The sequence below is a fragment of the Superficieibacter sp. BNK-5 genome, from assembly GCF_047456055.1.
Lineage (GTDB): Bacteria > Pseudomonadota > Gammaproteobacteria > Enterobacterales > Enterobacteriaceae > Superficieibacter.
In genome coordinates this window covers 3,857,664-3,880,882 of record NZ_CP179893.1, presented here as the reverse complement: position 1 = coordinate 3,880,882, position 23,219 = coordinate 3,857,664, and the positions used below count along the sequence as shown (strand labels likewise).

Genomic DNA, 23,219 nt, shown 5'->3' with positions numbered 1-23,219 from the left:
CCGGCACCGCCGGACAGTTTGCCGACAGCCGGATGGTTACGCTGCCGGAACCAGCATTTGATGCTGGCGGCGTGGCGACTATCGATTTCAGCGATATTAAATGGAATGCCCTGGCGAATGTGGCACAGATCCGCCTGGATATTGGTGCAACACAGACCGCCAGCGATTATTTCCTGATTGACTGGATAGCGGTGGGTCGCCCGGCACCGGGTGCCAGCAACGCGGCGCTCGAGGATGAAGCGACAGCGCGTATCGCGGCAGACTCTGCCGAAGCCACGGCACGCAGCACCCTGGCGGCGCAGCTGCGCGGCGGTACCGACGGCACCGATCCGTCTAAGCTGAACAGCGGCCTGATTTACAACGAACGCCAGGTGCGCATCTTTTCGGAGAAGGCCATCGCCGCAGACGTTGAAGCGCTGGAGACGAACTTCAACGAAAACCAGGCCGCAGTCCAGCAGTCGCTGGAAACGCTGACGGATGCGCAGACCAGCCAGGGCAAGGCGATCACAAACATCAGTGCATCGCTGAAATACGCCAACATTGATGTCGCCAACATGCTGACGAACGGATCTTTTGAGTCTGATTTTGACTACTGGGATGACCGCGCAAACCGTCAGTATCAGAGCATCATTAACGGCGGGTCGTACAGCGGCGATAAGATTCTTCGCTTCTCGGCTTATCCTAATGGCACGTCCTCGGTTGCACAGCGGGGGATCCTGTTGCTCAAAGGCCGCACTTATCGCATTTCAGCTATGTGCAAGTTTTCGGCTGATGCGGTTGACGGGGGAACCGGTAATACGAAATTAGCGCTTCGTAATAATGCCTCTGATGGTCTTATTGCCGCCGTGGCTTTTGGTGCTAACGAAAACCCGTTACCGACATCGTGGGTAGAACGCACCCTTGATTACAAGATCGGAAGCTCTGATATTGTCGCTAAGCTGGTGGTTTCTTCATTCATGAGCGCCGGGTCGATGGATATCGACTTTGTTCGTGTCATGGATATCACCGACGTTAAAGCCATCGAAACCAAAGCCGATGCCAGCGCGCTTCAGACACTCGACGGAAAAGTAACCGCTATCGGGGACACTGTTACATCGCAGGGAGACGCGCTGACGCAGGTTAAATCCAGCATCGGCAGGCGTACCGTATTCCGCGCCGTTTCCGTTGGTAGTGGTGGCACTGGAGGAATAACAGCGGCTGGTATCTTTCGGGAGGACGGTACGAAGGTGGCAACCCCGGCGCGATCTTACATGCTGGCGGTATTCTCCACTAATGCAGATGGTTCTACGTCTCTTACGCGCACGAATTACGATCTGTACGGCAATGCCGCCGCAGCATCAGCAGCATTTAACGATGCGGTAGCGGCGCTGGCTAACGGGACGTATGTCACCGTGACCACCTACGACGAGCCAAACGGCAGCAAATCGCGGATCTATGATGCGATTGAAAGTCTGGGCGGTAGCCGTGAGGCGATGGACACGATGGTAGCGCGCAGCGCGTACATCCTGCTTGGCTGTAAAGGCATCGGCAAAGGTAACGGACAGGAGCTTGTCAGTCCTGTGGGTGGCTCAGCGGACGCACGCGTTTTCGCGGCCATTGAATTCATTAACGGGACGATGGTTGGTCTGGGCGCTGGCGCATCAGCTATTGCTAATGCCAACGCCACGGCAACGTCAAACCTGAACACTACCGTAACGCAGCAGGGCCAGACCATCACGGCACAGGGTAAATCCATTACCCAATTAACAACCGACGTGGGCGGAAAGGCGAGTCAGACTGCGCTGAACATTATCGATCAGCGACTGACCGATGCAGAGGGGGACATTGACAGCCAGCAAACCGCTATCAACGGACTGACTACGAACCTCGGCAAGAAAGCCGATTCATCCGTCGTAACCGAACTGGCTAACACCGTTCAGGGGCAGAGTGATCGTATTAACAGCATCGACCTCAAGACGACGCGTGTCGACCTGACTGGCCTCGATCAGAACACTTACTACGCTGTGACAATGACCATTCCGTCCGGCGGAGACATCACCAAAAAGCCAACCCGTATTCGTGTTGCACGACCTTTACTCGGCAGTTATGGCATTAAACAGGCTGATGGTACATATAAACAGCCAGGATGGGCCACCCATAACAATGGGTTTGCTGCTTCGATGGAGTGGACCTCAATTGGAAGTGGTTATGGTGCCAATGACGTTGACCGCAATATCTACGAATACCAGTTTAAAGCAGGCTGGATAACTGGAGGTGTTGCGCCAATCGTCAACGTTGGTCAAATGACCAATTCGTCAAACGAATACATTTACCTCCGTGGCGGCTCTCAATATGACGTTTCAGCGCCATACGGCATCACGCCAGTTTTGCGAACTGATTCGTTCACGGCAACCAGCCAGACCATCTACCCGATAGCTGTAGGGGCTGCGTCTGTTGTTGTGCCGACCACGATCCGCCAGGATACGGTATTAAACGCCAGCGCAACGACGGCGCTTAAGTCATCGCTGAAGGATGCCAGCGCTGACACGGAGAACATGATTACCAACGGCAGTGGCGAAAGCGGCATTGAATTCTGGGAGGGTTCGCCGCAGCCTGCTGTAGTCACCACGTCGCCCTATCTGGGCACGAAGTGCTTTGAGTACTCCGGCACGGCCAATATGCTTATGTTCCAGCGTGGCCTGACGATGCTCAAAGACCGGACCTATCGCGTTTCGCTGATGGCTAAGTTTTCGTCTGATGCAATCGTCGATGCGACAACCGGGTGGGGTAACACCAAAGCGTCAATTCGCCAGAGCGAGTCAAACGCCTATATCGCAGAAGTGAACTTTAAGGGCTCAGGTTCATCTCTGGCGACAGCGTGGACCGAGTTTTCCTTTGAGTACACTCCGACCGCTGATTTACTGGTCCGCCTGGCTATTTCCTCACTGCTGAAAGCCGGGAAGATGTGGATCGATAATATCAGGATTGAGGATGTAACTGATGCCAGAGCCAACGCCACGACGGCGACGGCAGTCAGCCAGTTGCAGACAACAGTAAAAAACCAGGGTGATACGCTGACGGCTCAGTCCCAGAGCATTCAGTCGCTCAATACGAACCTTGGCAATAAGGCAGAATCCAGCGCGCTGACGCAGACCAACGCCACTGTTACCCAGCAGGGCAAGGATATTACCGCCAATACTAAATCTGTCAGTGAGCTTAAAACGCGTGTGGAGGGCGCGGAATCGGGGCTGAACCAGACCTTTGAATCTATCGCCCAGGCCGGGCTGGCGCAGTTCCGGGGCTTCTACGATCAGCGTGCCGAAATCGTCAGCAACGACACGAAAATCACCGCGTCCATCAATGAAGTGAATGTGACTATCGCGAACGAAGCGGGCGCAGTGGCTCAACAGATGAATACGCTGCAGGCCAGCGTCGGGGAGAATGCCGCCTCTATCCAGGAGACATCCTCCGCGCTGGCAGACGTATCAGGCAAATTGTCGGCGCAGTGGGGCGTTAAAGTTCAGGTGGATGCGCAGGGGCGCTCTTATATTGCAGGCATTCAGCTGGGTATTGACGGCAATGGAGCTTCTCAGTTTCTGATTGATGCTGACACGTTCGGGATTTACAACCCGAATGCAGCTGGCGGCCGTGTGCTGGCGTTTGCGGTGAGCGGCGCGACCGCATACCTTCGTGCGGCAATGATTCAGGATTTAAGCATTGATTTCGGCAAAATCAGTGACACATTGAGGTCCACTAATTTTGTTCCGGGACAGCAGGGGTGGAACCTGCCAAAGAACGGCAATGCTGAACTGAACAACGTCACCATTCGCGGTACGGTTTATGCGAATGCCGGGGAGATGAATAATATCCTCATCAAACAGACCTGCACCGTTCAGGGCCGCATTGAAGCCAACGACGGCTGGTTTAAGGGAACCGTTTATGCGGAGAAGCTGGAAGGGGATGTCGTTAAGTCGTTCACTATAGGCATAAACGGAACCGCTAAAATCGAAGCCGCACCTTATCCGCGCAGGATCGTTGCGATAAGCGCACCCATGATGGCAGCCACAGCGACCAGGATTGAAAACAGTACGGTTACTTACCTGTATGGCCAGGCGCATATGACTCTGCAACTTTTTGCGGGTGACGGCGGGACCGCCAATATTTTTGATAAGCATATCTCCGCCAGCAACTCAAACCAGACCGTTTTTGACGTTGCAGAAGGAACCTGGCTCCTTAACGCGGGTGTTTACTATGAAGTGACCTATCGCGCCAGCGGTGGCGTGGGGCCGTCTGGCTTCCCTCAGAATTACACCTTTCTGGTAGTGAAAAACTAAGTAATTAAATTCATTTAACGGGAGGCTCTTGCCTCCCTTTTTTTGAGGAATAAAAATGGCAACTATTTCCGATGAACTGGCAGCAGGGCTGACAAAGATTCTTCAGCTTGCACAGCTCGATATCCAGAACCAGGACAAACTGTTTAACGGTAACGGCGACGTCACGATCGCCCGCGCCGACGGCTCCACATTCTCTGCGGCGACGTGGGCCAAAATGATGGCGGCAACAGTCGACAACATGAAAAAGCGGGGTAGTTTAGGAGTAAACAACCTTAATGAAATTAACGGCACATTAGACGGTTTCTGGACGCAAGGCGCGACGTCCAACGCCATAGCAAGCCGTAACTATCCAGAGCAAATTGCGGGTTCTTTGTTGGTGATGCAGAATGCAACGAATAACGCCGCTGGTTGTACTCAGATGTATTTCCCCCATAACAATAACAATTGTTATGTAAGGACCGGGATCGCCAATGCAAGCGGCATTTCATCATGGTCGACCTGGCAAAAGCTGGCCTTTACCAGTGACCCGGAGTTTTCGGGAAAGGTTGTAATGCCGGGCGGAATGCATCTGAAAAAAGATAAGGTGATCCTGACTGCCGGGGATGATAATACTCTGATTATTACGGTTGGCGGCAAAACAGATGTCGGGTCATGGAATGGTGGTGGATTATATCTTCCTGGGACACTGGATGCTGTCAGGGGTTTTAAGTCCCATATGGGTCTTGGAAGTGCCAGCGGTAATAACCTGTATTGCTTTGGCTGGGATGGGACACGGATGGTCCTCTACGTTGATAATACAGCGGTGGGATCTTTGAATACCTCGTCAACGTCAGACCGGGGGCTGAAGAAAGACATTGAATATACCCCGCTGGATGACAGGCTGGTGGCTCTGGAAGAGGTGATGCGCTGGGCAACGGCGACATTCAAAATGAGGGCACGGGGAGATGTTATTCCCGAATCGCCTGAGATGCTGGGCTTTATCGCCAACGACCTGAAAGCCGTCAGCCCGGAGTGTGTTTCGGGTCAGGGGCTGGAGGAGGACGACGAACCGGACCCGTTAAAAGCCTACATTCTTGAACCGATCGCAATGATGGCAAAAATGACGTTAGCGATGCAGGCAATGGAAGACCAGATCACCGATCTGCAAAACACGGTGAAAAATTTGAAGGAAAAGGTTTTTTCTCAGTAGTGAATTCGTCAATACCTTACTTCAATTGCATCATTTATTTGTCAAAATCCATCTGAGCCATCCCTGGCGTATCGCAAGTTACAAAAAATTCCAGTCTGGAAATTAGTTATTCAACTGATATATCCATGGGTATATACCTTGAAAAAAACACAATCTCCCTCCCGGTATTCATCCTCGCGGGTGTTGAGGCGTCAGATGTTTTCAGATATGTCTTTACTAAATTAATGGCCGAAAGGATTGATTTTTTTCTTTCAGCAATTCTTTCAGCCATCAGCATTGATTCAAGTTCAGTCAGAAGAGTGTCAAAACTAACCGGCGCGTCAGCATCCAGTATTTTCACTACGGCTTCGCCAAGAATAAGATCGGTGATTTTTTTGTCTTCTTTATACATAACAGCCACTTAAATTTTTAAACTACGATGAACTCAGGAAGGAAAGTTTGGGCAGATAAAAATCTGTTTGGGGCTTTTCTTCAGGACTGTCAGGATGTACATGTAGACATCTGTTTTACTAACGACACTTCTCGAAAGCCTGGCAGGATTTCTTAGCATAACGCTCCTATCTAAAAATTCAAACTCTCATTGTAAAAAGTATAGTAAATTTGCCATAAGGGTATGCTTTTTTTAGTAAAGGTTGTATGTTAGGAACGTAAATTATTGCTCGAGCGTAGCGGTGTCATAAACTGAGGGGAAAGGCTGTTTATTAACAGATTATCTTTGATTTATAATATGTTTGTTGAGGATGTTATTTTTCTGATGGCCGATGTGTTGTTTTTTTCTTAACTTGTACTAGATTTATCATTCATATGAATGAGGGTCTTATAATGAGTAATAAGTTTGATGCATTTAATCCTGAAGAGCATTATGCAGTATTATGTACTATTCTTGGAGATGCAGTCTTTAACCTGCACCGTGAAAATAAGCCTGTAACTATAGCACAAATAGTTAGTCGTCTTTCTGAGGAAAGAAGGCAACGGGACGATAAACTTGAAGATGGGTATTATGAGGCCGTAATACGTGTTTTATGTGAAAAAACAAATTAATAGATGAGGCTTAGCAACAAATCATATGTTTTGTATAAGGCATAACATATGATTTTCAAATCTTGCCAAACATTTTTTTATTTTCATTGAGCAAGTCAATTGCAGTTTGCATTGCAATTTTATTATCTCTTCTCTTTTGCTTTTGCTGCGTTACCAGCAGGTATTCAAGCAAGGTTCTGGCGTTTATAGGTCTTCCCTGACGGGCGACTACTAACACTGCATCGCCAATAGCCAGTTTAACATGGGGTAATTGGCTTGGGAACCAGTCAAGCGTGTCTTCAGATTTCATTTTATTTCTCAAAACTTTGTTATCAGTAATCATCTTGATTATTGGAAATAGCTATACCTAAGCGTGTTAAAGCCAGTGCCATTGTGATGAACACAACTAGCCCACCTAAAGGTATTAAAAATATCAACATATTCATGGGTACTCCTTTTTCCATTATTTTTCAGTGAAGAAAAAAATAGGCTACGGACTTATGGAAGAAAACACTATCGTTCTATTACAATGCACGCTAAGTGCTAAAAAAGATACTTAAATTTATGCTGTTTCTTAAAATAAAAAACATTAAAAGTCCTTTAATTCTTATGCTCTTGTTTTGTGGTTGTTTTATCCTTAAGAGGTGCAATGAAAAGTTTTGTCAGTGATTATGGGTTAAGGGGGTCGCCTTACTTAAAATTATATTTTTATCTGCTTCATGCCCATTCCCAACATGCGCAATAGTGTTTGACGAATTGTTAGATTTCATGACATGAGGGTGGATAAAAAGATAGATGATTAGGTGTAACCTGTCATCAGTCTTTGTAAGACGTTACAGGCAATGATGTTATGGGGCATGGGTGAGATATAGCATCCCTGACAATGTCAGATGAACTTAGCAACCAGAACCCATAACAACACTAACCAAATGTTACTTAATGCGCTGTTGGACGATCTTTATCGTTTATGAAATCTGCATAGTCATTTACGTAAAATGAAGCTGCTCGGTGCGATCATTTTGATGATACTGTTATGACAGAAGTGAAGCTTGCCTATAGAGAAAACTCATTATGATTCCCAGTCATCAGCTAAATCTCCCACTTTTAACAATCCGCTCAGACGTGTACTATTGACGGTGAGCTTATCTTCAAAGGGTAAGGGTACATTTTCAAAGTAGTACACAGAAATGTACACATTCCGCAGAGTGAAGCGGAAAACCTTTCCTAACTGAATGATAATTAACTAAAATGCAATTTTGTATGTGATCTTTCGTGTGGGTCACCACTGCAAATAAGGACATAGAATGCCTGTAATTACTCTTCCTGATGGCAGCCAACGCCAATTCGACCGCCCCGTAAGCCCGCTGGATGTTGCCCTTGATATCGGACCTGGTCTGGCAAAAGCCTGTATCGCGGGTCGCGTTAACGGTGAGCTGGTAGATGCCTCCGATCTCATAGAAAGCGATGCGCAATTAGCCATCATTACTGCAAAAGATGAAGAGGGTGTGGAGATTATTCGCCACTCCTGCGCGCATCTGCTGGGTCATGCGATTAAGCAACTCTGGCCTAATACTAAAATGGCGATCGGCCCGGTTATCGACAACGGTTTCTATTATGACGTTGACCTTGATCATACGCTGACTCAGGAAGATATCGACGCGCTCGAAAAGCGGATGCATGAGCTCGCCGAGAAAAACTACGATGTCATTAAGAAAAAAGTAAGCTGGCACGAAGCGCGTGAAGCGTTTGTCCAGCGCGGTGAAATTTATAAAGTCACCATTCTTGATGAAAACATCTCCCATGATGATAAGCCTGGTCTTTATCATCACGAAGAATACGTTGATATGTGCCGTGGACCGCACGTGCCGAACATGCGTTTTTGTCATCACTTCAAATTGATGAAAACCGCAGGCGCGTACTGGCGTGGCGATAGCGACAACAAAATGCTACAGCGCATTTACGGTACTGCCTGGGCAGACAAAAAAGCGTTGAATGCTTATCTGCAACGCCTGGAAGAGGCGGCCAAACGCGATCATCGCAAAATTGGTAAACAGCTTGACCTGTACCACATGCAGGAAGAAGCGCCGGGTATGGTGTTCTGGCACAACGATGGCTGGACTATCTTCCGCGAACTGGAAACGTTTGTTCGCTCTAAGCTGAAAGAGTACCAGTATCAGGAAGTTAAAGGCCCCTTCATGATGGACCGTGTGCTGTGGGAGAAAACCGGCCACTGGGAAAACTACAAAGATGCGATGTTCACTACTTCTTCAGAGAATCGTGAATACTGCATTAAGCCGATGAACTGTCCGGGTCACGTGCAGATCTTTAACCAGGGCCTGAAGTCTTACCGCGATCTGCCGCTGCGTATGGCGGAGTTTGGTAGCTGCCACCGTAATGAGCCGTCAGGCGCGCTGCATGGCCTGATGCGTGTTCGTGGTTTTACCCAGGATGACGCTCACATCTTCTGTACAGAAGAGCAGGTGCGTGAAGAAGTTAACGCCTGCATTCGTTTAGTCTATGATATGTATAGCACCTTTGGCTTCGAGAAGATCGTCGTCAAACTCTCCACTCGTCCGGAAAAACGTATCGGCAGTGACGAGACGTGGGATCGTGCTGAGGCGGACCTGGCCGTTGCGCTGGAAGAGAACAATATCCCATTCGAGTATCAACTCGGTGAAGGTGCGTTCTACGGTCCGAAAATTGAGTTTACTTTGTATGACTGCCTCGATCGTGCATGGCAGTGCGGTACGGTACAGCTGGACTTCTCGTTACCTGCGCGTTTAAGCGCCTCTTATGTGGGTGAAAGCAACGAACGTCAGGTTCCGGTAATGATCCATCGTGCCATTCTTGGTTCACTGGAGCGCTTTATTGGCATCCTGACTGAAGAATTTGCTGGTTTCTTCCCAACCTGGCTTGCACCCGTGCAGGTAGTGGTGATGAATATTACCGATTCTCAGTCTGACTATGTCAGTGAATTAACGCGAAAACTGCAAAATGCGGGCATTCGTGTAAAAGCGGACTTGAGAAATGAGAAGATAGGCTTTAAAATCCGCGAGCACACTTTACGTCGTGTCCCTTACATGTTGGTCTGTGGCGACAAAGAGGTTGAAGCCGGCAAAGTTGCTGTGCGCACCCGTCGTGGCAAAGACTTGGGCAGCCTGGACGTAAATGAAGTTATCGAGAAGCTGCAACAAGAGATTCGCAGCCGCAGTCTTCAACAACTGGAGGAATAAGGTATTAAAGGCGGAAAACGAGTTCAAACGGCACGTCCGAATCGTATCAATGGCGAGATTCGCGCCCTGGAAGTTCGCTTAACAGGTCTTGAAGGCGAAGCTTTGGGTATTGTGAGTCTGAGAGAAGCTATCGAAAAGGCTGAAGAAGCTGGAGTAGATTTAGTTGAAATCAGCCCTAACGCCGAACCGCCAGTTTGTCGTATCATGGACTACGGCAAGTTCCTTTATGAAAAGAGTAAGTCTTCTAAGGAACAGAAGAAGAAACAGAAAGTTATCCAGGTCAAGGAAATTAAATTCCGTCCTGGCACCGATGATGGCGACTACCAGGTAAAACTCCGCAGCCTGGTTCGCTTTCTGGAAGATGGCGATAAGGCTAAAATCACGCTGCGTTTTCGCGGTCGTGAAATGGCCCACCAACAGATTGGTATGGAAGTGCTGACGCGCGTCCGTGACGATCTGAGTGAACTGGCAGTAGTCGAATCCTTCCCTACGAAGATCGAAGGCCGCCAGATGATCATGGTGCTCGCTCCTAAGAAGAAACAGTAAGGCCTTCAAGTAGCAACGACGGTGTTTTCACTGTTGTTGCTCGCCTATGTTTCGTTTATTAACAATGCGAAGTGGAAGTTATTAAAATGCCAAAAATTAAGACCGTACGCGGTGCTGCTAAGCGCTTCAAAAAAACCGGTAAAGGTGGTTTTAAGCACAAGCACGCTAACCTGCGTCACATTCTGACCAAAAAAGCTACCAAGCGTAAACGTCACCTGCGTCCGAAAGCCATGGTTTCTAAAGGCGATCTGGGCCTGGTAATCGCGTGCCTGCCGTACGCATAAGTCGTTAACCCTTTTAACTTTTTAATTAGAATAGATACAGGAGAGCACATATGGCTCGCGTAAAACGTGGTGTAGTTGCCCGTGCACGTCACAAGAAAATTTTGAAACAAGCCAAAGGCTACTACGGTGCGCGTTCACGCGTATACCGCGTTGCCTTCCAGGCTGTTATCAAAGCTGGTCAGTATGCTTACCGTGACCGTCGTCAACGTAAGCGTCAGTTCCGTCAACTGTGGATTGCGCGTATCAACGCAGCAGCACGTCAGAACGGTATCTCTTACAGCAAATTCATCAACGGCCTGAAAAAAGCCTCTGTTGAAATCGACCGTAAGATCCTGGCTGACATCGCAGTATTCGACAAAGTAGCGTTCACCGCTCTGGTCGAAAAAGCGAAATCAGCTCTGGCATAAGCCAGTTGAGAAGAGGGAGCCTGGCTCCCTCTTTTTTGTTTTGATTGACATTTTTCCGTTAAGCCTTTTCAATGAAGCCTTACGGTTCCGACTTACACAAGGTAACGCAAGCATGAATGCTGCCATTTTCCGCTTCTTTTTTTACTTTAGCACCTGAAACCGGGAGGCTAGCGCGTGAGAAAAGAAACGGAAAACAGCGCCAGAAAGCCTCCCAGTGGAGGCTTTTTTTGTATCTGGCGTTTATATATCGTCACATAATGAGGAAAATCATGTCACATCTCGCAGAGCTGGTTGCCAGTGCGACGGCAGCCATTAACCAGGCGTCAGATGTTGCCGCGTTAGATAATGTACGCGTTGAATATTTGGGCAAGAAAGGGCATTTGACCCTGCAAATGACGACCCTGCGTGAACTGCCACCGGAAGAACGCCCTGCGGCAGGTGCGGTGATCAACGAGGCCAAGGAGCAGGTTCAGCAGGCGCTGAACGCGCGTAAAGCGGAACTCGAGAGCGCCGCGTTAAACGCACGTCTGGCGCAGGAAACCATTGATGTGTCCCTACCTGGCCGTCGTATTGAAAACGGCGGGCTGCATCCGGTAACCCGCACCATCAATCGTATTGAGAGTTTCTTTGGTGAGCTGGGCTTTACCGTGGCAACAGGGCCGGAAATCGAAGACGATTACCATAACTTTGACGCGCTGAATATTCCGGGCCACCATCCGGCGCGCGCTGACCACGATACCTTCTGGTTTGATGCCACCCGTCTGCTGCGTACCCAAACCTCAGGCGTGCAGATCCGCACCATGAAAAACCAGCAGCCGCCAATCCGCATTATCGCCCCGGGACGCGTCTATCGTAACGACTACGATCAGACCCATACCCCAATGTTTCATCAGATGGAAGGGCTGATTGTCGACACCAATATTAGCTTTACCAACCTGAAAGGGACGCTGCACGATTTCCTGCGTAACTTCTTTGAGGAAGACTTGCAGATCCGTTTCCGTCCGTCCTATTTTCCGTTTACTGAACCTTCTGCGGAAGTTGACGTTATGGGTAAAAACGGTAAGTGGCTGGAAGTGCTGGGCTGCGGCATGGTACATCCGAATGTATTACGTAATGTGGGGATCGATCCGGAAATGTATTCCGGTTTCGCCTTTGGTATGGGCATGGAGCGTCTGACCATGCTGCGTTACGGTGTCACCGATTTGCGCGCGTTCTTCGAAAACGATCTGCGTTTCCTCAAACAGTTTAAATAAGGGCAGGATAGAACAATGAAATTTAGTGAACTGTGGTTACGCGAATGGGTGAACCCGGCTATTGATAGCGTCGCACTGTCCGATCAAATCACGATGGCAGGTCTGGAAGTCGATGGCGTGGAGCCAGTCGCAGGGGCCTTCAACGGTGTTGTAGTCGGTGAAGTAGTCGAATGCGGTCAACATCCGAACGCGGACAAGCTGCGCGTAACGAAAATCAATGTGGGTGGTGAGCGCCTGCTTGATATCGTCTGCGGCGCACCAAACTGCCGCCAGGGACTGAAAGTCGCGGTGGCAACGATTGGCGCGGTACTGCCTGGCGATTTTAAAATTAAAGCGGCCAAACTGCGTGGCGAACCGTCGGAAGGGATGCTGTGCTCTTTCTCTGAGCTGGGCATTTCTGACGATCATAGCGGCATTATCGAACTGCCAGCTGATGCACCGATTGGCGCGAATATCCGTGATTATCTGAAGCTTGACGATAACACCATTGAAATCAGTGTCACTCCCAATCGCGCCGACTGCCTGGGGATTATCGGCGTTGCGCGTGATGTCGCCGTACTGAACCAGTCACCGCTGATGGAGCCAGAAATTAATCCTGTCGCGGCAACGATTAACGATGTACTGCCGATTACCGTCGATGCGCCCGAGGCGTGTCCGCGTTACCTGGGCCGCGTGGTTAAAGGCATCAATGTCAGCGCGCCGACGCCGCTGTGGATGAGAGAGAAACTGCGTCGCTGTGGCATTCGCTCTATTGATGCAGTGGTTGACGTGACTAACTACGTTTTGCTTGAGCTGGGACAGCCGATGCATGCGTTCGATAAAGATCGCATTGAGGGCGGGATCGTGGTGCGCATGGCGAAAGAGGGTGAAACGCTGGTGCTGCTCGACGGTAGCGAAGCGAAGCTCAGCGCTGATACGCTGGTTATCGCCGATCATCATAAAGCGCTGGCGATGGGCGGTATCTTTGGCGGCGAGCATTCAGGCGTCAACGGAGAAACGCAAAACGTGCTGCTGGAATGTGCTTTCTTCAACCCGCTGTCCATCACTGGTCGCGCTCGTCGTCACGGCCTGCATACCGATGCCTCTCACCGTTATGAACGTGGCGTCGATCCGGCGCTGCAATATAAAGCGATGGAGCGTGCGACGCGTTTGCTGATAGATATCTGCGGCGGTGAAGCTGGTCCGGTAATTGATGTTACCCGCGAAGCCACGCTGCCAAAACGTGCCACCATTACGCTGCGTCGTAGCAAACTGGACCGCCTGATTGGTCATTACATTGCTGACGAGCAGGTCAGCGATATCCTGCGTCGTCTGGGTTGTGAAGTGACGGTAGGCCAGAATGAATGGCAGGCTGTCGCCCCGAGCTGGCGTTTCGACATGGAAATCGAAGAAGATCTGGTCGAAGAAGTGGCGCGCGTGTACGGCTACAACAATATTCCGAATGCGCCAGTGCAGGCGGGTCTGATCATGGGTAACCACCGTGAAGCCAACCTGTCCCTGAAGCGTGTGAAAACGCTGCTCAACGATAAAGGCTATCAGGAAGTTATCACCTACAGCTTTGTCGATCCTAAGCTGCAACAGCTGATCCACCCGGCGGAAGAGGCGCTGATCCTGCCAAGTCCGATCTCCATCGAGATGTCGGCGATGCGTCTGTCGCTGTGGACCGGGCTGCTCGGCACCGTAGTTTATAACCAGAACCGTCAGCAAAACCGGGTACGTATTTTTGAATCCGGCTTACGCTTTGTCCCGGATACGCAGGCCAATTTAGGTATCCGTCAGGATCTTATGCTGGCAGGTGTTATCTGTGGTAACCGCCACGATGAACACTGGAACCTGGCGAAAGAGGGCGTTGATTTCTATGATTTGAAAGGCGATCTGGAATCTATTCTCGACCTGACCGGCAAACTTGCTGACATCCAGTTCAAAGCAGAAGCCAATCCGGCGCTGCATCCGGGTCAGTCAGCAGCGATTTATCTGAAAGATGAACGTATTGGTTTTATTGGCGTTGTTCATCCTGAGCTGGAACGTAAACTGGATCTTAACGGTCGCACACTGGTGTTTGAACTGGAGTGGAACAAGCTTGCAGACCGCGTGGTGCCTCAGGCGCAGGAGATTTCTCGCTTCCCGGCAAACCGTCGCGACATCGCTGTCGTAGTGGCTGAAAATGTCGCCGCAGCAGATGTTTTGGCAGAATGTAAGAAAGTTGGCGTAAATCAGATAGTTGGCGTAAACTTGTTTGATGTGTACCGCGGTAAGGGCGTAGCGGAGGGTTACAAGAGCCTCGCTATTAGCCTCATCCTTCAGGATACCAGCCGTACACTCGAAGAAGAGGAGATTGCCGCTACCGTTGCCAGATGCGTAGAGGCACTGAAAGAGCGATTCCAGGCATCATTGAGGGATTGAACCTATGGCGCTTACAAAAGCTGAAATGTCAGAATATCTGTTTGATAAGCTTGGGCTTAGCAAACGGGATGCCAAAGAGCTGGTTGAGCTGTTTTTCGAAGAGATCCGTCGCGCTCTGGAAAATGGTGAGCAGGTAAAACTGTCCGGTTTTGGTAACTTTGATTTGCGTGATAAAAATCAACGCCCGGGACGTAACCCGAAAACGGGTGAAGATATTCCCATTACAGCCCGGCGCGTAGTGACCTTCAGACCCGGCCAGAAGTTAAAAAGCCGTGTCGAAAACGCTTCGCCCAAAGCAGAGTAATCTGAACTAACCAAAAAGGCCGCTTATGCGGCCTTTTTTCTTAACGCGCCTCTGACCGGCCCGGTGTTTCTATTCACCCTGTAATCCAGTATATTTCAGGCGTTTCTTCTCCATGAGGGGGAGTTTTCTTTACGGAGACGTTCACATGCTTGTCTGGGCGCAACGACAACAGCGGCGCAACCGATACTGGATTCTCAGTCTGTCACTGGCGCTGACGCTAGTCGTGATACTCGGTATTTGTGCAGGCGAGCAGTGGATAAGCCCCGCCTCCTGGTCCACTCCGCAGGGGCATCTCTTTGTCTGGCAAATACGATTGCCTCGCACGCTGGCGGTGATCCTTGTGGGTGCCGCGCTGGCGCTCTCCGGAGCCATCATGCAGGCGCTTTTTGATAATCCGCTGGCAGAGCCAGGATTACTCGGTGTTTCAAACGGTGCGGGCGTAGGGTTAATCGCGGCGGTGCTATCAGGCGAGGGGAGATTGCCGCAATGGGCGCTGGGGCTATGCGCCATCGCCGGTGCGCTTATCATCACGCTTATTCTGCTGCGGTTTGCCAGACGACATCTTTCCACCAGCCGTTTATTGCTTGCGGGCGTAGCGCTGGGGATTATCTGTAGCGCCTTCATGACCTGGGCTATCTACTTTTCAACCTCTTTTGACCTGCGACAGCTGATGTACTGGATGATGGGCGGTTTCGGCGGCGTTGACTGGCAGCAAAGCTGGTTGATGGCGGCCCTGCTGCCTGTCATGGTATGGGTTTGCTTTCAGTCTCCCGCGCTTAATTTACTGGCATTGGGCGAGACCTCCGCCCGGCAACTGGGATTACCGCTGGGGCTGTGGCGAAATCTGCTGGTGGTAGCGACCGGCTGGATGGTCGGCGTCAGCGTGGCGCTTGCTGGCGCGATAGGCTTTATTGGTCTGGTGATCCCGCATATATTACGGTTATGCGGCCTGACCGATCATCGTGTGCTGTTACCCGCCAGCGCGCTGGCGGGAGCGATAGCCTTGCTGATTGCCGATATTATTGCCCGCCTGGCGCTGGCATCGGCAGAATTACCCGTAGGTGTTGTGACGGCAACACTGGGCGCACCTGTTTTTATCTGGCTATTATTAAAGGCCGGGCGATAAGACCCGGGATATCCACTAAGGGGACGCTATGCAACACGATATTCTGAATACTGCTGTGACAACCATTGATGGGGAAAACACCACGCTTGAGCATTACAAAGGTGATGTTCTGTTAATCGTCAACGTTGCCTCAAAATGCGGTCTGACGCCGCAATATGAAGGGCTGGAGAACATTCAGGCTGCATGGGCAAAAGAAGGTTTTAAGGTTCTGGGGTTCCCCTGCAATCAGTTTCTGGGGCAGGAGCCGGGCAGCGAAGAGGAAATTAAGACCTTTTGTAGCACGACCTATGGCGTCACGTTCCCGCTGTTCAGCAAAATCGAGGTAAATGGCGAAAACCGTCACCCGCTGTATCAGAAACTGATCGCCGCCGCGCCGACCGCCGTCGCACCAGAAAGCAGCGGATTTTACGAGCGGATGGCGAGTAAAGGACGAGCACCGCTTTATCCAGACGATATTTTATGGAATTTTGAGAAATTCCTCGTCGGGCGCGATGGTCAGGTAGTGCAACGTTTTTCACCGGATATGCAGCCGGAAGATCCGATTGTTATGGAAGCGATTAAACTGGCATTAGCCAAATAATGTCTGTGATGTTAGAAATGCGTAATGTTGTGGAGGCCGGGCGGGTAGGCCCGATCTCCGCCGACGTTAACGCCGGAGAGATTGTTCATCTGGTGGGGCCAAACGGTGCCGGTAAAAGCACGTTATTGACCCGCATTGCCGGTCTGAGCGCAGGTTCCGGTACCGTGGCTTTCAACGATCGGGTGCTGGAACGGTGGTCGGCCGCCAGGCTGGCACGCCATCGCGCCTTTCTGACTCAGCTCCAGACGCCGCCTTTTGCCATGCCCGTGTGGCACTATCTGAAACTGCATCAGGCGGATCCTGCACTGACATCGCTGCTTGAGGATGTCGCCACCAGGCTTGATTTGGGTGATAAGCTGGGCCGGCAGGTACATCATCTGTCCGGCGGTGAATGGCAGCGCGTCAGATTGTGTGCGGTCATTTTACAGATTCATCCCGGCGGCAATCCCCGTGGGCAGCTATTATTACTCGACGAACCGATGAATAGCCTGGACGTGGCGCAGCAAGCCGCGCTGGATACGGTACTCAGTGAGTTGTGTCAGGCTGGAATAGCCATTGTGATGAGCAGCCATGACCTCAATCATACGCTGCGTCATGCGGATCGCGTCTGGTTACTGCGTGCCGGTCAGATGATGGCTTGTGGAACGCCTGATGAGGTGCTTACCCCGACCTGGCTTGCCGCTACCTACAGTATGCCGTTTCGTCGTCTGGATGTAGAAGGACACCGCATTCTGCTTTCGGGCGGGTAGCACGAATGGTCTCTTGCCAGCCTGATAATTAACAGGGTAAATTAATCCGTCATTAAAAGCGTAGAGGGATCGCACGGACATGCGTTGCTGGTTTATTTTATTTACGGCACTCCTTTTAGCCGGGTGTAGCTCGCATCGGGCACATCCGCCCAATCCGCGACTTGCGGACTCCATTCTCGTTATTGCCAATCTCAACGAGCAACTCCATGACTGGCGCGGTACGCCTTATCGCTATGGCGGTATGAGTCATCGCGGGGTTGATTGTTCAGGTTTCGTGTTGATGACATTTCGCGACAAATTTGCCCTCCAGTTGCCACGGGAAACCCGCCAGCAGGCCAAAATCGGTACTGAAATAGATAAAGACGACCTCCTTCCGGGCGATCTGGTTTTTTTCAAAACGGGGTCGGGGGAAAGCGGACTGCATGTAGGGATCTATGATACCGATAATACCTTTATCCATGCTTCCACCAGTCGGGGCGTGATGCGTTCTTCGCTGGATAACGTCTACTGGAGCAAAAATTTCTGGCAGGCACGTCGCATTTAACAGGGAAAACCGCTATTTGCGGTTTTTCTCAATACATGAAAAGATGATTTAACGCAAATTACTTAACTAATTCTGAACGTATTATCAGTTTTCTGATTTCCCCGGGTGGGTTAATCAGTAACATTCTCCATTCGTCCTGGTTTTAACTTTAATTTATAAGCACCTGTCCGCAGCGGGAGAGGCGTTGAAAAGAGAGCCTGCTAAGCATTGTCACCGCTACGGTGACAATAAAAAGCTGCGTCGAATTCAGAGATTTCCGCCAGGGACTTTAATTGTGTTACTTACCCGACATAGATTACACTGAAGCGTAAAGGGTAGGGAAAATCCGTAATGAAAATGGACAATATGCAACACTCTTTATTAAAAGCCATTTGGCAGAGCCACTTAACTTACCATTCTAAAAAGCCTGTTCTTGCCCTTAATGAGGGGTTAGTACAATGATAGTTTCTCTGGATAACGATTATCGTTCAGATCTATTATTTTTGCCTGCCAGAAATGGTAGTGGCGCATTGGTCGGGCTTGAAGTTGTCGCCACCTTTTCCGCCGTCAGGGCCGATGTGCGGTTCCCTGTTGAACTCCTTTCTCCTCTTCTTAGTGCGGAACAAGAGTGTAGCCTTTTTCGGGAAAAGCTGGCGCTACTGGAAACCTGTCAAATATTCTTTATTCAGCAACAATTATTAGCGTGGATTTCTATTACTCCCGCTATCGTCGATGCGCTGTTAACGGATGTTGAATTGGCTTCCATTATTGAACGGTTTCCTTTTCTGGAATTGACCTTAAATGAGAATTATCCAGAGTTAAATACATTAACTGAAAGTCATCCGCTGGTACGCCTGGCAAAGCGCTATCCGCTTGTATTAGCCAATTTTGGTGCAGGGGACGCGACTACCCACGCAGTATTCGCCGGGCTATTTAAGCGTATTGCGCTGGATAAAAATTTTGTGCAGCGACAATTATCAGGCATTGCCTTCGAACCCTTTATGCGCGCGCTGTTTGCGCAGATAAGTCCTTTCTGTACCTCCGTTATGATTACGGGCATAGATAGTGAAGAAATACACCAGCGCGTGAGTGCTTTTCCATTCAGTGCGATGCAGGGCGCATTATGGCCGATGGTCAATAAAGAAGAGGTTACGTCGCTGGTTCACTGATAACCCTGCAAACCCTCCGTGTTTACTCCCGGCCTGAGGCACTACACTTACAGGCAGGAGGATCTATGGACCTGTCTTTTATTAATAGCTGGCGCGATGAGTTGCCAGACTTTTACACCGCGCTGGCCCCAACGCCGCTGCGCAACGCCCGCGTCATCTGGCGTAACGAGGCGCTGGCTAATTATCTCAATGTCCCTGATGGCCTTTTCAATCCCGAGCAGGGTGCTGGTGTCTGGGGCGGGGAAACGTTATTGCCCGGCATGTCACTTCTCGCTCAGGTTTATAGCGGACATCAATTTGGCGTTTGGGCGGGGCAACTCGGCGACGGGCGAGGAATTTTGCTTGGCGAACAGCAACTGCCCGACGGGAAAAAATTTGACTGGCACCTGAAAGGGGCTGGAAAGACGCCTTATTCACGCATGGGCGATGGCCGGGCGGTTTTGCGTTCGACGATCCGCGAAAGTCTCGCATCAGAAGCTATGCACTCGCTGGGTATTCCCACCACGCGGGCGTTGTCGATTGTCACCAGCGATACGCCGGTGCAACGCGAAACTACTGAGCAGGGCGCGATGTTAATGCGTATTGCCGAAAGTCACGTTCGTTTCGGCCATTTTGAACATTTCTACTATCGTCGTGAGCCGGAAAAGGTGCGTCAACTGGCAGATTATGTCATCCGCCATCACTGGCCACATTTGCAGGAAGACGGGGATAAATATGCCTTATGGTTCCGTGATGTAGTGGAACGCACGGCGGTAATGATTGCCCGCTGGCAAACGGTCGGCTTTGCGCACGGCGTGATGAATACCGATAACATGTCGATTCTTGGTCTGACGATGGATTATGGCCCGTACGGGTTCCTTGATGATTATCAGCCCGGTTTTATCTGTAATCATTCCGATCATCAGGGACGGTATAGCTTTGACAATCAGCCCGCCGTAGGACTGTGGAACCTTCAGCGGCTGGCACAAACGCTCTCCGTATTGATTAATGTTGATACCCTGAACGCGACGCTGGACCATTATCAGCATGCGCTACTAACCGAGTACGGACAGAGAATGCGCCGTAAGCTCGGGTTCTTTAGCGAACAACAAGCGGACAACGAGCTGTTAAATGCGCTCTTTGCCCTCATGGCGCGCGAAGGCAGCGATTATACGCGCACTTTTCGCATGCTTAGCCACGCGGAGCAGGATAGCGCCGCCTCGCCGCTGCGTGATGAGTTTATCGACCGTGGCGCGTTTGATAGCTGGTTTGCGCGTTACCGCGAGCGTTTACAAACGGAACAGATTGACGACGCGCAGCGTCAACAGGCGATGCAAAACGTGAATCCTTGTGTGGTGCTGCGTAACTGGCTGGCCCAACGCGCTATTGAGCACGCAGAACAGGGTGACGTTAGTGAGCTTGAGCAACTGCACGGCATTCTGCGTGAACCCTTCCGTGAAAGAGACGATGATTATGCTCGTCGCCCGCCGGACTGGGGCAAGCGGCTTGAGGTGAGTTGCTCGAGTTAACGCGTTATTTCGTCAGGATCAACTTACCAGCCTGGGTCTGACGCAGCAGATACTGTTGACCGTCATGTTCAATGACGACGCGGCCTTCGCTACCCAGCAATTCATTGCTGCCAATGCGTCGATCTTCTGGCTCAGGATGCGGGGTATAACGTTTGCAGGTGTCGGTAAGGTCTGTGGGTTGCATAGCGTAATGATATAAAATGATTATCAATTTCGTATTGATAATCATTATCACGAATAGTTTGGCTGGCGGCAAGGACTATTGCCGCAGAACCCGTAGAAAGCGTGTAAACGCCATCGCAGGGGCCATGGCGTTATTTCAGCATATCAAAAGCGACTGTCCACGGCGGTTGCCAGTTTTTCCAGCAGCTGTTCGCTATCTTCCCAGCTCAAACATGGATCGGTGATCGACTGACCATAGATCAGCGGCTGACCGGCAATGATTTTTTGCGTTCCCTCACGCAAGAAACTTTCTGCCATGATCCCGGCAATGGCGGTTGAACCATTGCGGATCTGCTGACAAATATCATCACAAACTTCCAGTTGCCGACGATGCTGTTTCTGGCAATTGCCATGACTGAAATCGACGACCAGATGCTCCGGTAAATCGAATTCATGCAGCGTATCGCATGCGGACGCAATATCATCCGCCTGATAGTTAGGCTTTTTGCCGCCGCGCATAATAATGTGGCCGTAAGGATTGCCGCTGGTCTGGTAAATGGTCATCTGGCCACTTTTATCCGGCGAAAGGAACATATGGCTGGCACGCGCGGCGCGGATAGCATCCACAGCGATACGCGTATTGCCGTCCGTGCCGTTTTTAAAACCGACCGGGCAGGAGAGTGCCGAGGCCATCTCACGATGGATTTGGCTCTCCGTGGTCCGCGCGCCGATAGCACCCCAACTGATCAGGTCAGCAATAAACTGACCGGTCACCATATCAAGAAATTCGGTCGCGGTAGGGACGCCTAATTCGTTAACCTGTAATAAGAGCTTACGTGCCAGCTCAAGACCGTGATTAACGCGATAGCTGCCGTTGAGGTCCGGATCGGAAATCAGTCCTTTCCAGCCGACGACCGTGCGCGGTTTCTCGAAATACGTGCGCATCACGATTTCCAGCCGCGACTGATATTTCTCGCGCATCGGTTGCAGGCGACGCGCATAATCCATCGCGGCATCCAGATCGTGAATGGAACACGGCCCAATAACCACCAGCAATCGGCGATCTTCACCGCTAAGTATTTTCTCAATACCACGACGCGACGCGGTAACGTGATCCGCGACGTCAGGCGTGACGGGATAGCGTAACGCCAGCTCTGCAGGCGTGACGAGGCTGTCGATCTGCGCGGAGCGCAGTTCATCTGTCTTATTCATTAGATGTCTCAAAAATTTTTTACTTACACGACGTCAGTGCCGGGAAGTGATGCGCATCACGATAAACCAATCCCTGTCGATTTCAAGTGCAGGGCGTGTGGCACCTCGATTCTGGAGACAGATAATAACTGATTTTTATCTATTGTACTAGTTTATTAGTACATGCGGCGGCTTAACCCCATGATATCGAGGATTTTGGTTGCCATTTCTTCAACGGAAAAGTTAGTGCTATTGAGGAACGGGATTTGGTTTTTGCGATACAGCGCTTCGACCTCGGCGACTTCCATTCGGCACTGGCGCATAGAGGCGTAGCGGCTGTTTTCCCGGCGCTCCTCGCGGATCGCCGCGAGGCGTTCGGGGTGAATGGTCAGGCCAAATAACTTATGCTGCAACGGTTTGAGCGCCGCCGGCAGAACGAGGTTATCCATATCATCGGCAATAAAGGGGTAGTTGGCGGCGCGAACGCCAAACTGCATCGCCAGATACAGGCTGGTGGGTGTTTTGCCGCAGCGTGAAACGCCAAGCAGGATCACCTGCGCCTGGTCGAGATTACGTAGCGAAATTCCGTCGTCATGTGCCAGGGTGTAATCAATGGCGGCGATACGCGCATCATACTTGGTCAGATTGCCCGGCGTCAGGCCATGCGTGCGGTGAGCAATGGGCGTCGGATCGAGCTTCAGCTCCTCCTGTAAAGGGGCGACCAGCGCCTGCACGATGTCCTGACAAAACCCCGCGCTTTGCAAAATAATCATGCGGATTTCCGGGATCACGATTGAATAAAATACCAGTGGACGAACGCCAGTCTGCTGGAAAATGGCATCTATCTGATCTTTCACGGCCCTGGCGCGGCTTTCACTTTCCACAAACGGCAGCGTGATACTGTTTATTGCCACCGGAAACTGCGACATTACCGCATGCCCTAACACTTCAGCGGTAATGGCTGTACCATCAGAAATATAAAAAACGTGGCGATCTACAGAACTATCCATTTTATTCATCCTGATTATTTTGCGTGATCAATGAGTCGTATGAATTAAGTTAAACACATTCCAGACTTTTTTGTCGCTGACTAAAAATGAAATGCTGTTTTTATATTTTGTGAAATGATTGGTTCATTTTCAGGACGAACAATAGACCGCTGGTCTGCAGGGAATCTATCTGAATCATAGCGTTAGCATAAGCGGGTAAACTCTCCTAAAAAATAAAAAAATAGGGTGCTTGAACGATTCACCGTTTTT

General features: G+C 50.5%; 22 protein-coding genes and 1 other annotated feature. Of the genes, 17 read left to right on the top strand and 5 right to left on the bottom strand.

What is annotated here, in order from left to right:
* Window positions 1–32: 32 nt before the first annotated feature.
* Both ACMGGS_RS18545 and ACMGGS_RS18540 read left to right on the top strand, forming a co-directional pair.
* Entirely contained in the window at window positions 33–4,313 is a 4,281-nt protein-coding gene (locus tag ACMGGS_RS18545; protein ID WP_414166312.1) for a phage tail tip protein, read from the top strand.
* A gap of 55 nt (window positions 4,314–4,368) precedes the next feature.
* Entirely contained in the window at window positions 4,369–5,502 is a 1,134-nt protein-coding gene (locus ACMGGS_RS18540; protein WP_414163849.1) for a pyocin knob domain-containing S74 family peptidase, read from the top strand.
* A gap of 106 nt (window positions 5,503–5,608) precedes the next feature.
* Here the strand turns inward: ACMGGS_RS18540 and ACMGGS_RS18535 are convergent, their stop codons facing one another.
* Entirely contained in the window at window positions 5,609–5,893 is a 285-nt protein-coding gene (locus tag ACMGGS_RS18535) for a hypothetical protein (RefSeq protein ID WP_414163848.1), read from the bottom strand.
* 431 nt (window positions 5,894–6,324) lie between these two features.
* Here ACMGGS_RS18535 and ACMGGS_RS18530 point away from each other — a divergent pair, with 431 nt between their 5' ends.
* Complete coding sequence (locus ACMGGS_RS18530) at window positions 6,325–6,543, top strand: DUF2767 family protein (protein WP_414163847.1); 219 nt, start codon at window positions 6,325–6,327, stop codon at window positions 6,541–6,543.
* A 55-nt stretch (window positions 6,544–6,598) separates the two neighbouring features.
* Here ACMGGS_RS18530 and ACMGGS_RS18525 read toward each other — a convergent pair whose 3' ends face one another.
* Window positions 6,599–6,832: a hypothetical protein gene (locus tag ACMGGS_RS18525; protein WP_194205825.1), complete on the bottom strand. Its 234-nt coding sequence runs from the start codon at window positions 6,830–6,832 to the stop codon at window positions 6,599–6,601.
* 994 nt (window positions 6,833–7,826) lie between these two features.
* Here ACMGGS_RS18525 and thrS point away from each other — a divergent pair.
* The 14 genes from thrS to selO all read left to right on the top strand — a co-directional run bounded on the left by thrS (window position 7,827) and on the right by selO (window position 20,607).
* Window positions 7,827–9,755 carry a threonine--tRNA ligase gene (gene thrS / locus ACMGGS_RS18520; protein WP_414163846.1) on the top strand — a complete coding sequence of 643 codons (1,929 nt, stop codon included), beginning with the start codon at window positions 7,827–7,829 and terminating at the stop codon, window positions 9,753–9,755.
* Window positions 9,756–9,758: 3 nt separating this feature from the next.
* The gene (gene infC / locus ACMGGS_RS18515; protein ID WP_071828920.1) at window positions 9,759–10,301 is read left to right on the top strand and encodes a translation initiation factor IF-3; all 543 of its coding nucleotides are present in this window, start codon (window positions 9,759–9,761) and stop codon (window positions 10,299–10,301) included.
* An 86-nt stretch (window positions 10,302–10,387) separates the two neighbouring features.
* The gene (gene rpmI / locus ACMGGS_RS18510) at window positions 10,388–10,585 is read left to right on the top strand and encodes a 50S ribosomal protein L35 (protein WP_001124225.1); all 198 of its coding nucleotides are present in this window, start codon (window positions 10,388–10,390) and stop codon (window positions 10,583–10,585) included.
* 50 nt (window positions 10,586–10,635) lie between these two features.
* Window positions 10,636–10,992, top strand: a complete 357-nt coding sequence (rplT, locus tag ACMGGS_RS18505) for a 50S ribosomal protein L20 (RefSeq protein ID WP_002440151.1) — start codon at window positions 10,636–10,638, stop codon at window positions 10,990–10,992.
* Between the two features lie 107 nt (window positions 10,993–11,099).
* Window positions 11,100–11,223: a sequence feature (Phe leader region), on the top strand.
* Window positions 11,105–11,149, top strand: coding sequence for a pheST operon leader peptide PheM (gene pheM / locus ACMGGS_RS18500; protein ID WP_001386830.1), 45 nt, complete (start codon window positions 11,105–11,107; stop codon window positions 11,147–11,149). It overlaps the preceding feature by 45 nt.
* A 38-nt stretch (window positions 11,224–11,261) precedes the next feature.
* The gene (pheS, locus tag ACMGGS_RS18495; RefSeq protein WP_414163845.1) at window positions 11,262–12,245 is read left to right on the top strand and encodes a phenylalanine--tRNA ligase subunit alpha; all 984 of its coding nucleotides are present in this window, start codon (window positions 11,262–11,264) and stop codon (window positions 12,243–12,245) included.
* 15 nt (window positions 12,246–12,260) lie between these two features.
* Complete coding sequence (gene pheT / locus ACMGGS_RS18490) at window positions 12,261–14,648, top strand: phenylalanine--tRNA ligase subunit beta (protein WP_414163844.1); 2,388 nt, start codon at window positions 12,261–12,263, stop codon at window positions 14,646–14,648.
* 4 nt (window positions 14,649–14,652) lie between these two features.
* Window positions 14,653–14,952, top strand: a complete 300-nt coding sequence (ihfA, locus tag ACMGGS_RS18485) for an integration host factor subunit alpha (RefSeq protein ID WP_006820203.1) — start codon at window positions 14,653–14,655, stop codon at window positions 14,950–14,952.
* 145 nt (window positions 14,953–15,097) lie between these two features.
* Window positions 15,098–16,078 (top strand): vitamin B12 ABC transporter permease BtuC, encoded by a 981-nt coding sequence (btuC, locus tag ACMGGS_RS18480; RefSeq protein WP_414163843.1) that lies wholly within the window; start codon window positions 15,098–15,100, stop codon window positions 16,076–16,078.
* Window positions 16,079–16,106: 28 nt separating this feature from the next.
* The gene (locus ACMGGS_RS18475; protein WP_414163842.1) at window positions 16,107–16,658 is read left to right on the top strand and encodes a glutathione peroxidase; all 552 of its coding nucleotides are present in this window, start codon (window positions 16,107–16,109) and stop codon (window positions 16,656–16,658) included.
* Window positions 16,658–17,407, top strand: a complete 750-nt coding sequence (gene btuD / locus ACMGGS_RS18470) for a vitamin B12 ABC transporter ATP-binding protein BtuD (protein ID WP_414163841.1) — start codon at window positions 16,658–16,660, stop codon at window positions 17,405–17,407. The genes ACMGGS_RS18475 and btuD overlap by 1 nt, the downstream gene beginning before the upstream one ends.
* A gap of 79 nt (window positions 17,408–17,486) precedes the next feature.
* A complete protein-coding gene (locus ACMGGS_RS18465; protein ID WP_414163840.1) occupies window positions 17,487–17,951 on the top strand; it encodes a C40 family peptidase in 465 nt (154 codons plus the stop codon).
* Between the two features lie 437 nt (window positions 17,952–18,388).
* Complete coding sequence (locus ACMGGS_RS18460) at window positions 18,389–19,099, top strand: EAL domain-containing protein (RefSeq protein WP_414163839.1); 711 nt, start codon at window positions 18,389–18,391, stop codon at window positions 19,097–19,099.
* A 65-nt stretch (window positions 19,100–19,164) separates the two neighbouring features.
* Window positions 19,165–20,607, top strand: a complete 1,443-nt coding sequence (gene selO, locus ACMGGS_RS18455; RefSeq protein WP_414163838.1) for a protein adenylyltransferase SelO — start codon at window positions 19,165–19,167, stop codon at window positions 20,605–20,607.
* A 4-nt stretch (window positions 20,608–20,611) separates the two neighbouring features.
* On the opposite strand, the gene hemP is transcribed toward selO, so the two are convergent.
* From hemP to ACMGGS_RS18440, 3 genes are all read right to left on the bottom strand, one after another.
* Window positions 20,612–20,836, bottom strand: a complete 225-nt coding sequence (gene hemP, locus ACMGGS_RS18450; protein WP_414163837.1) for a hemin uptake protein HemP — start codon at window positions 20,834–20,836, stop codon at window positions 20,612–20,614.
* A gap of 98 nt (window positions 20,837–20,934) precedes the next feature.
* A complete protein-coding gene (gene aroH / locus ACMGGS_RS18445) occupies window positions 20,935–21,981 on the bottom strand; it encodes a 3-deoxy-7-phosphoheptulonate synthase AroH (protein WP_414163836.1) in 1,047 nt (348 codons plus the stop codon).
* A gap of 155 nt (window positions 21,982–22,136) precedes the next feature.
* Window positions 22,137–22,970 carry a pyruvate, water dikinase regulatory protein gene (locus ACMGGS_RS18440; RefSeq protein WP_414163835.1) on the bottom strand — a complete coding sequence of 278 codons (834 nt, stop codon included), beginning with the start codon at window positions 22,968–22,970 and terminating at the stop codon, window positions 22,137–22,139.
* Window positions 22,971–23,219 lie beyond the last annotated feature (249 nt).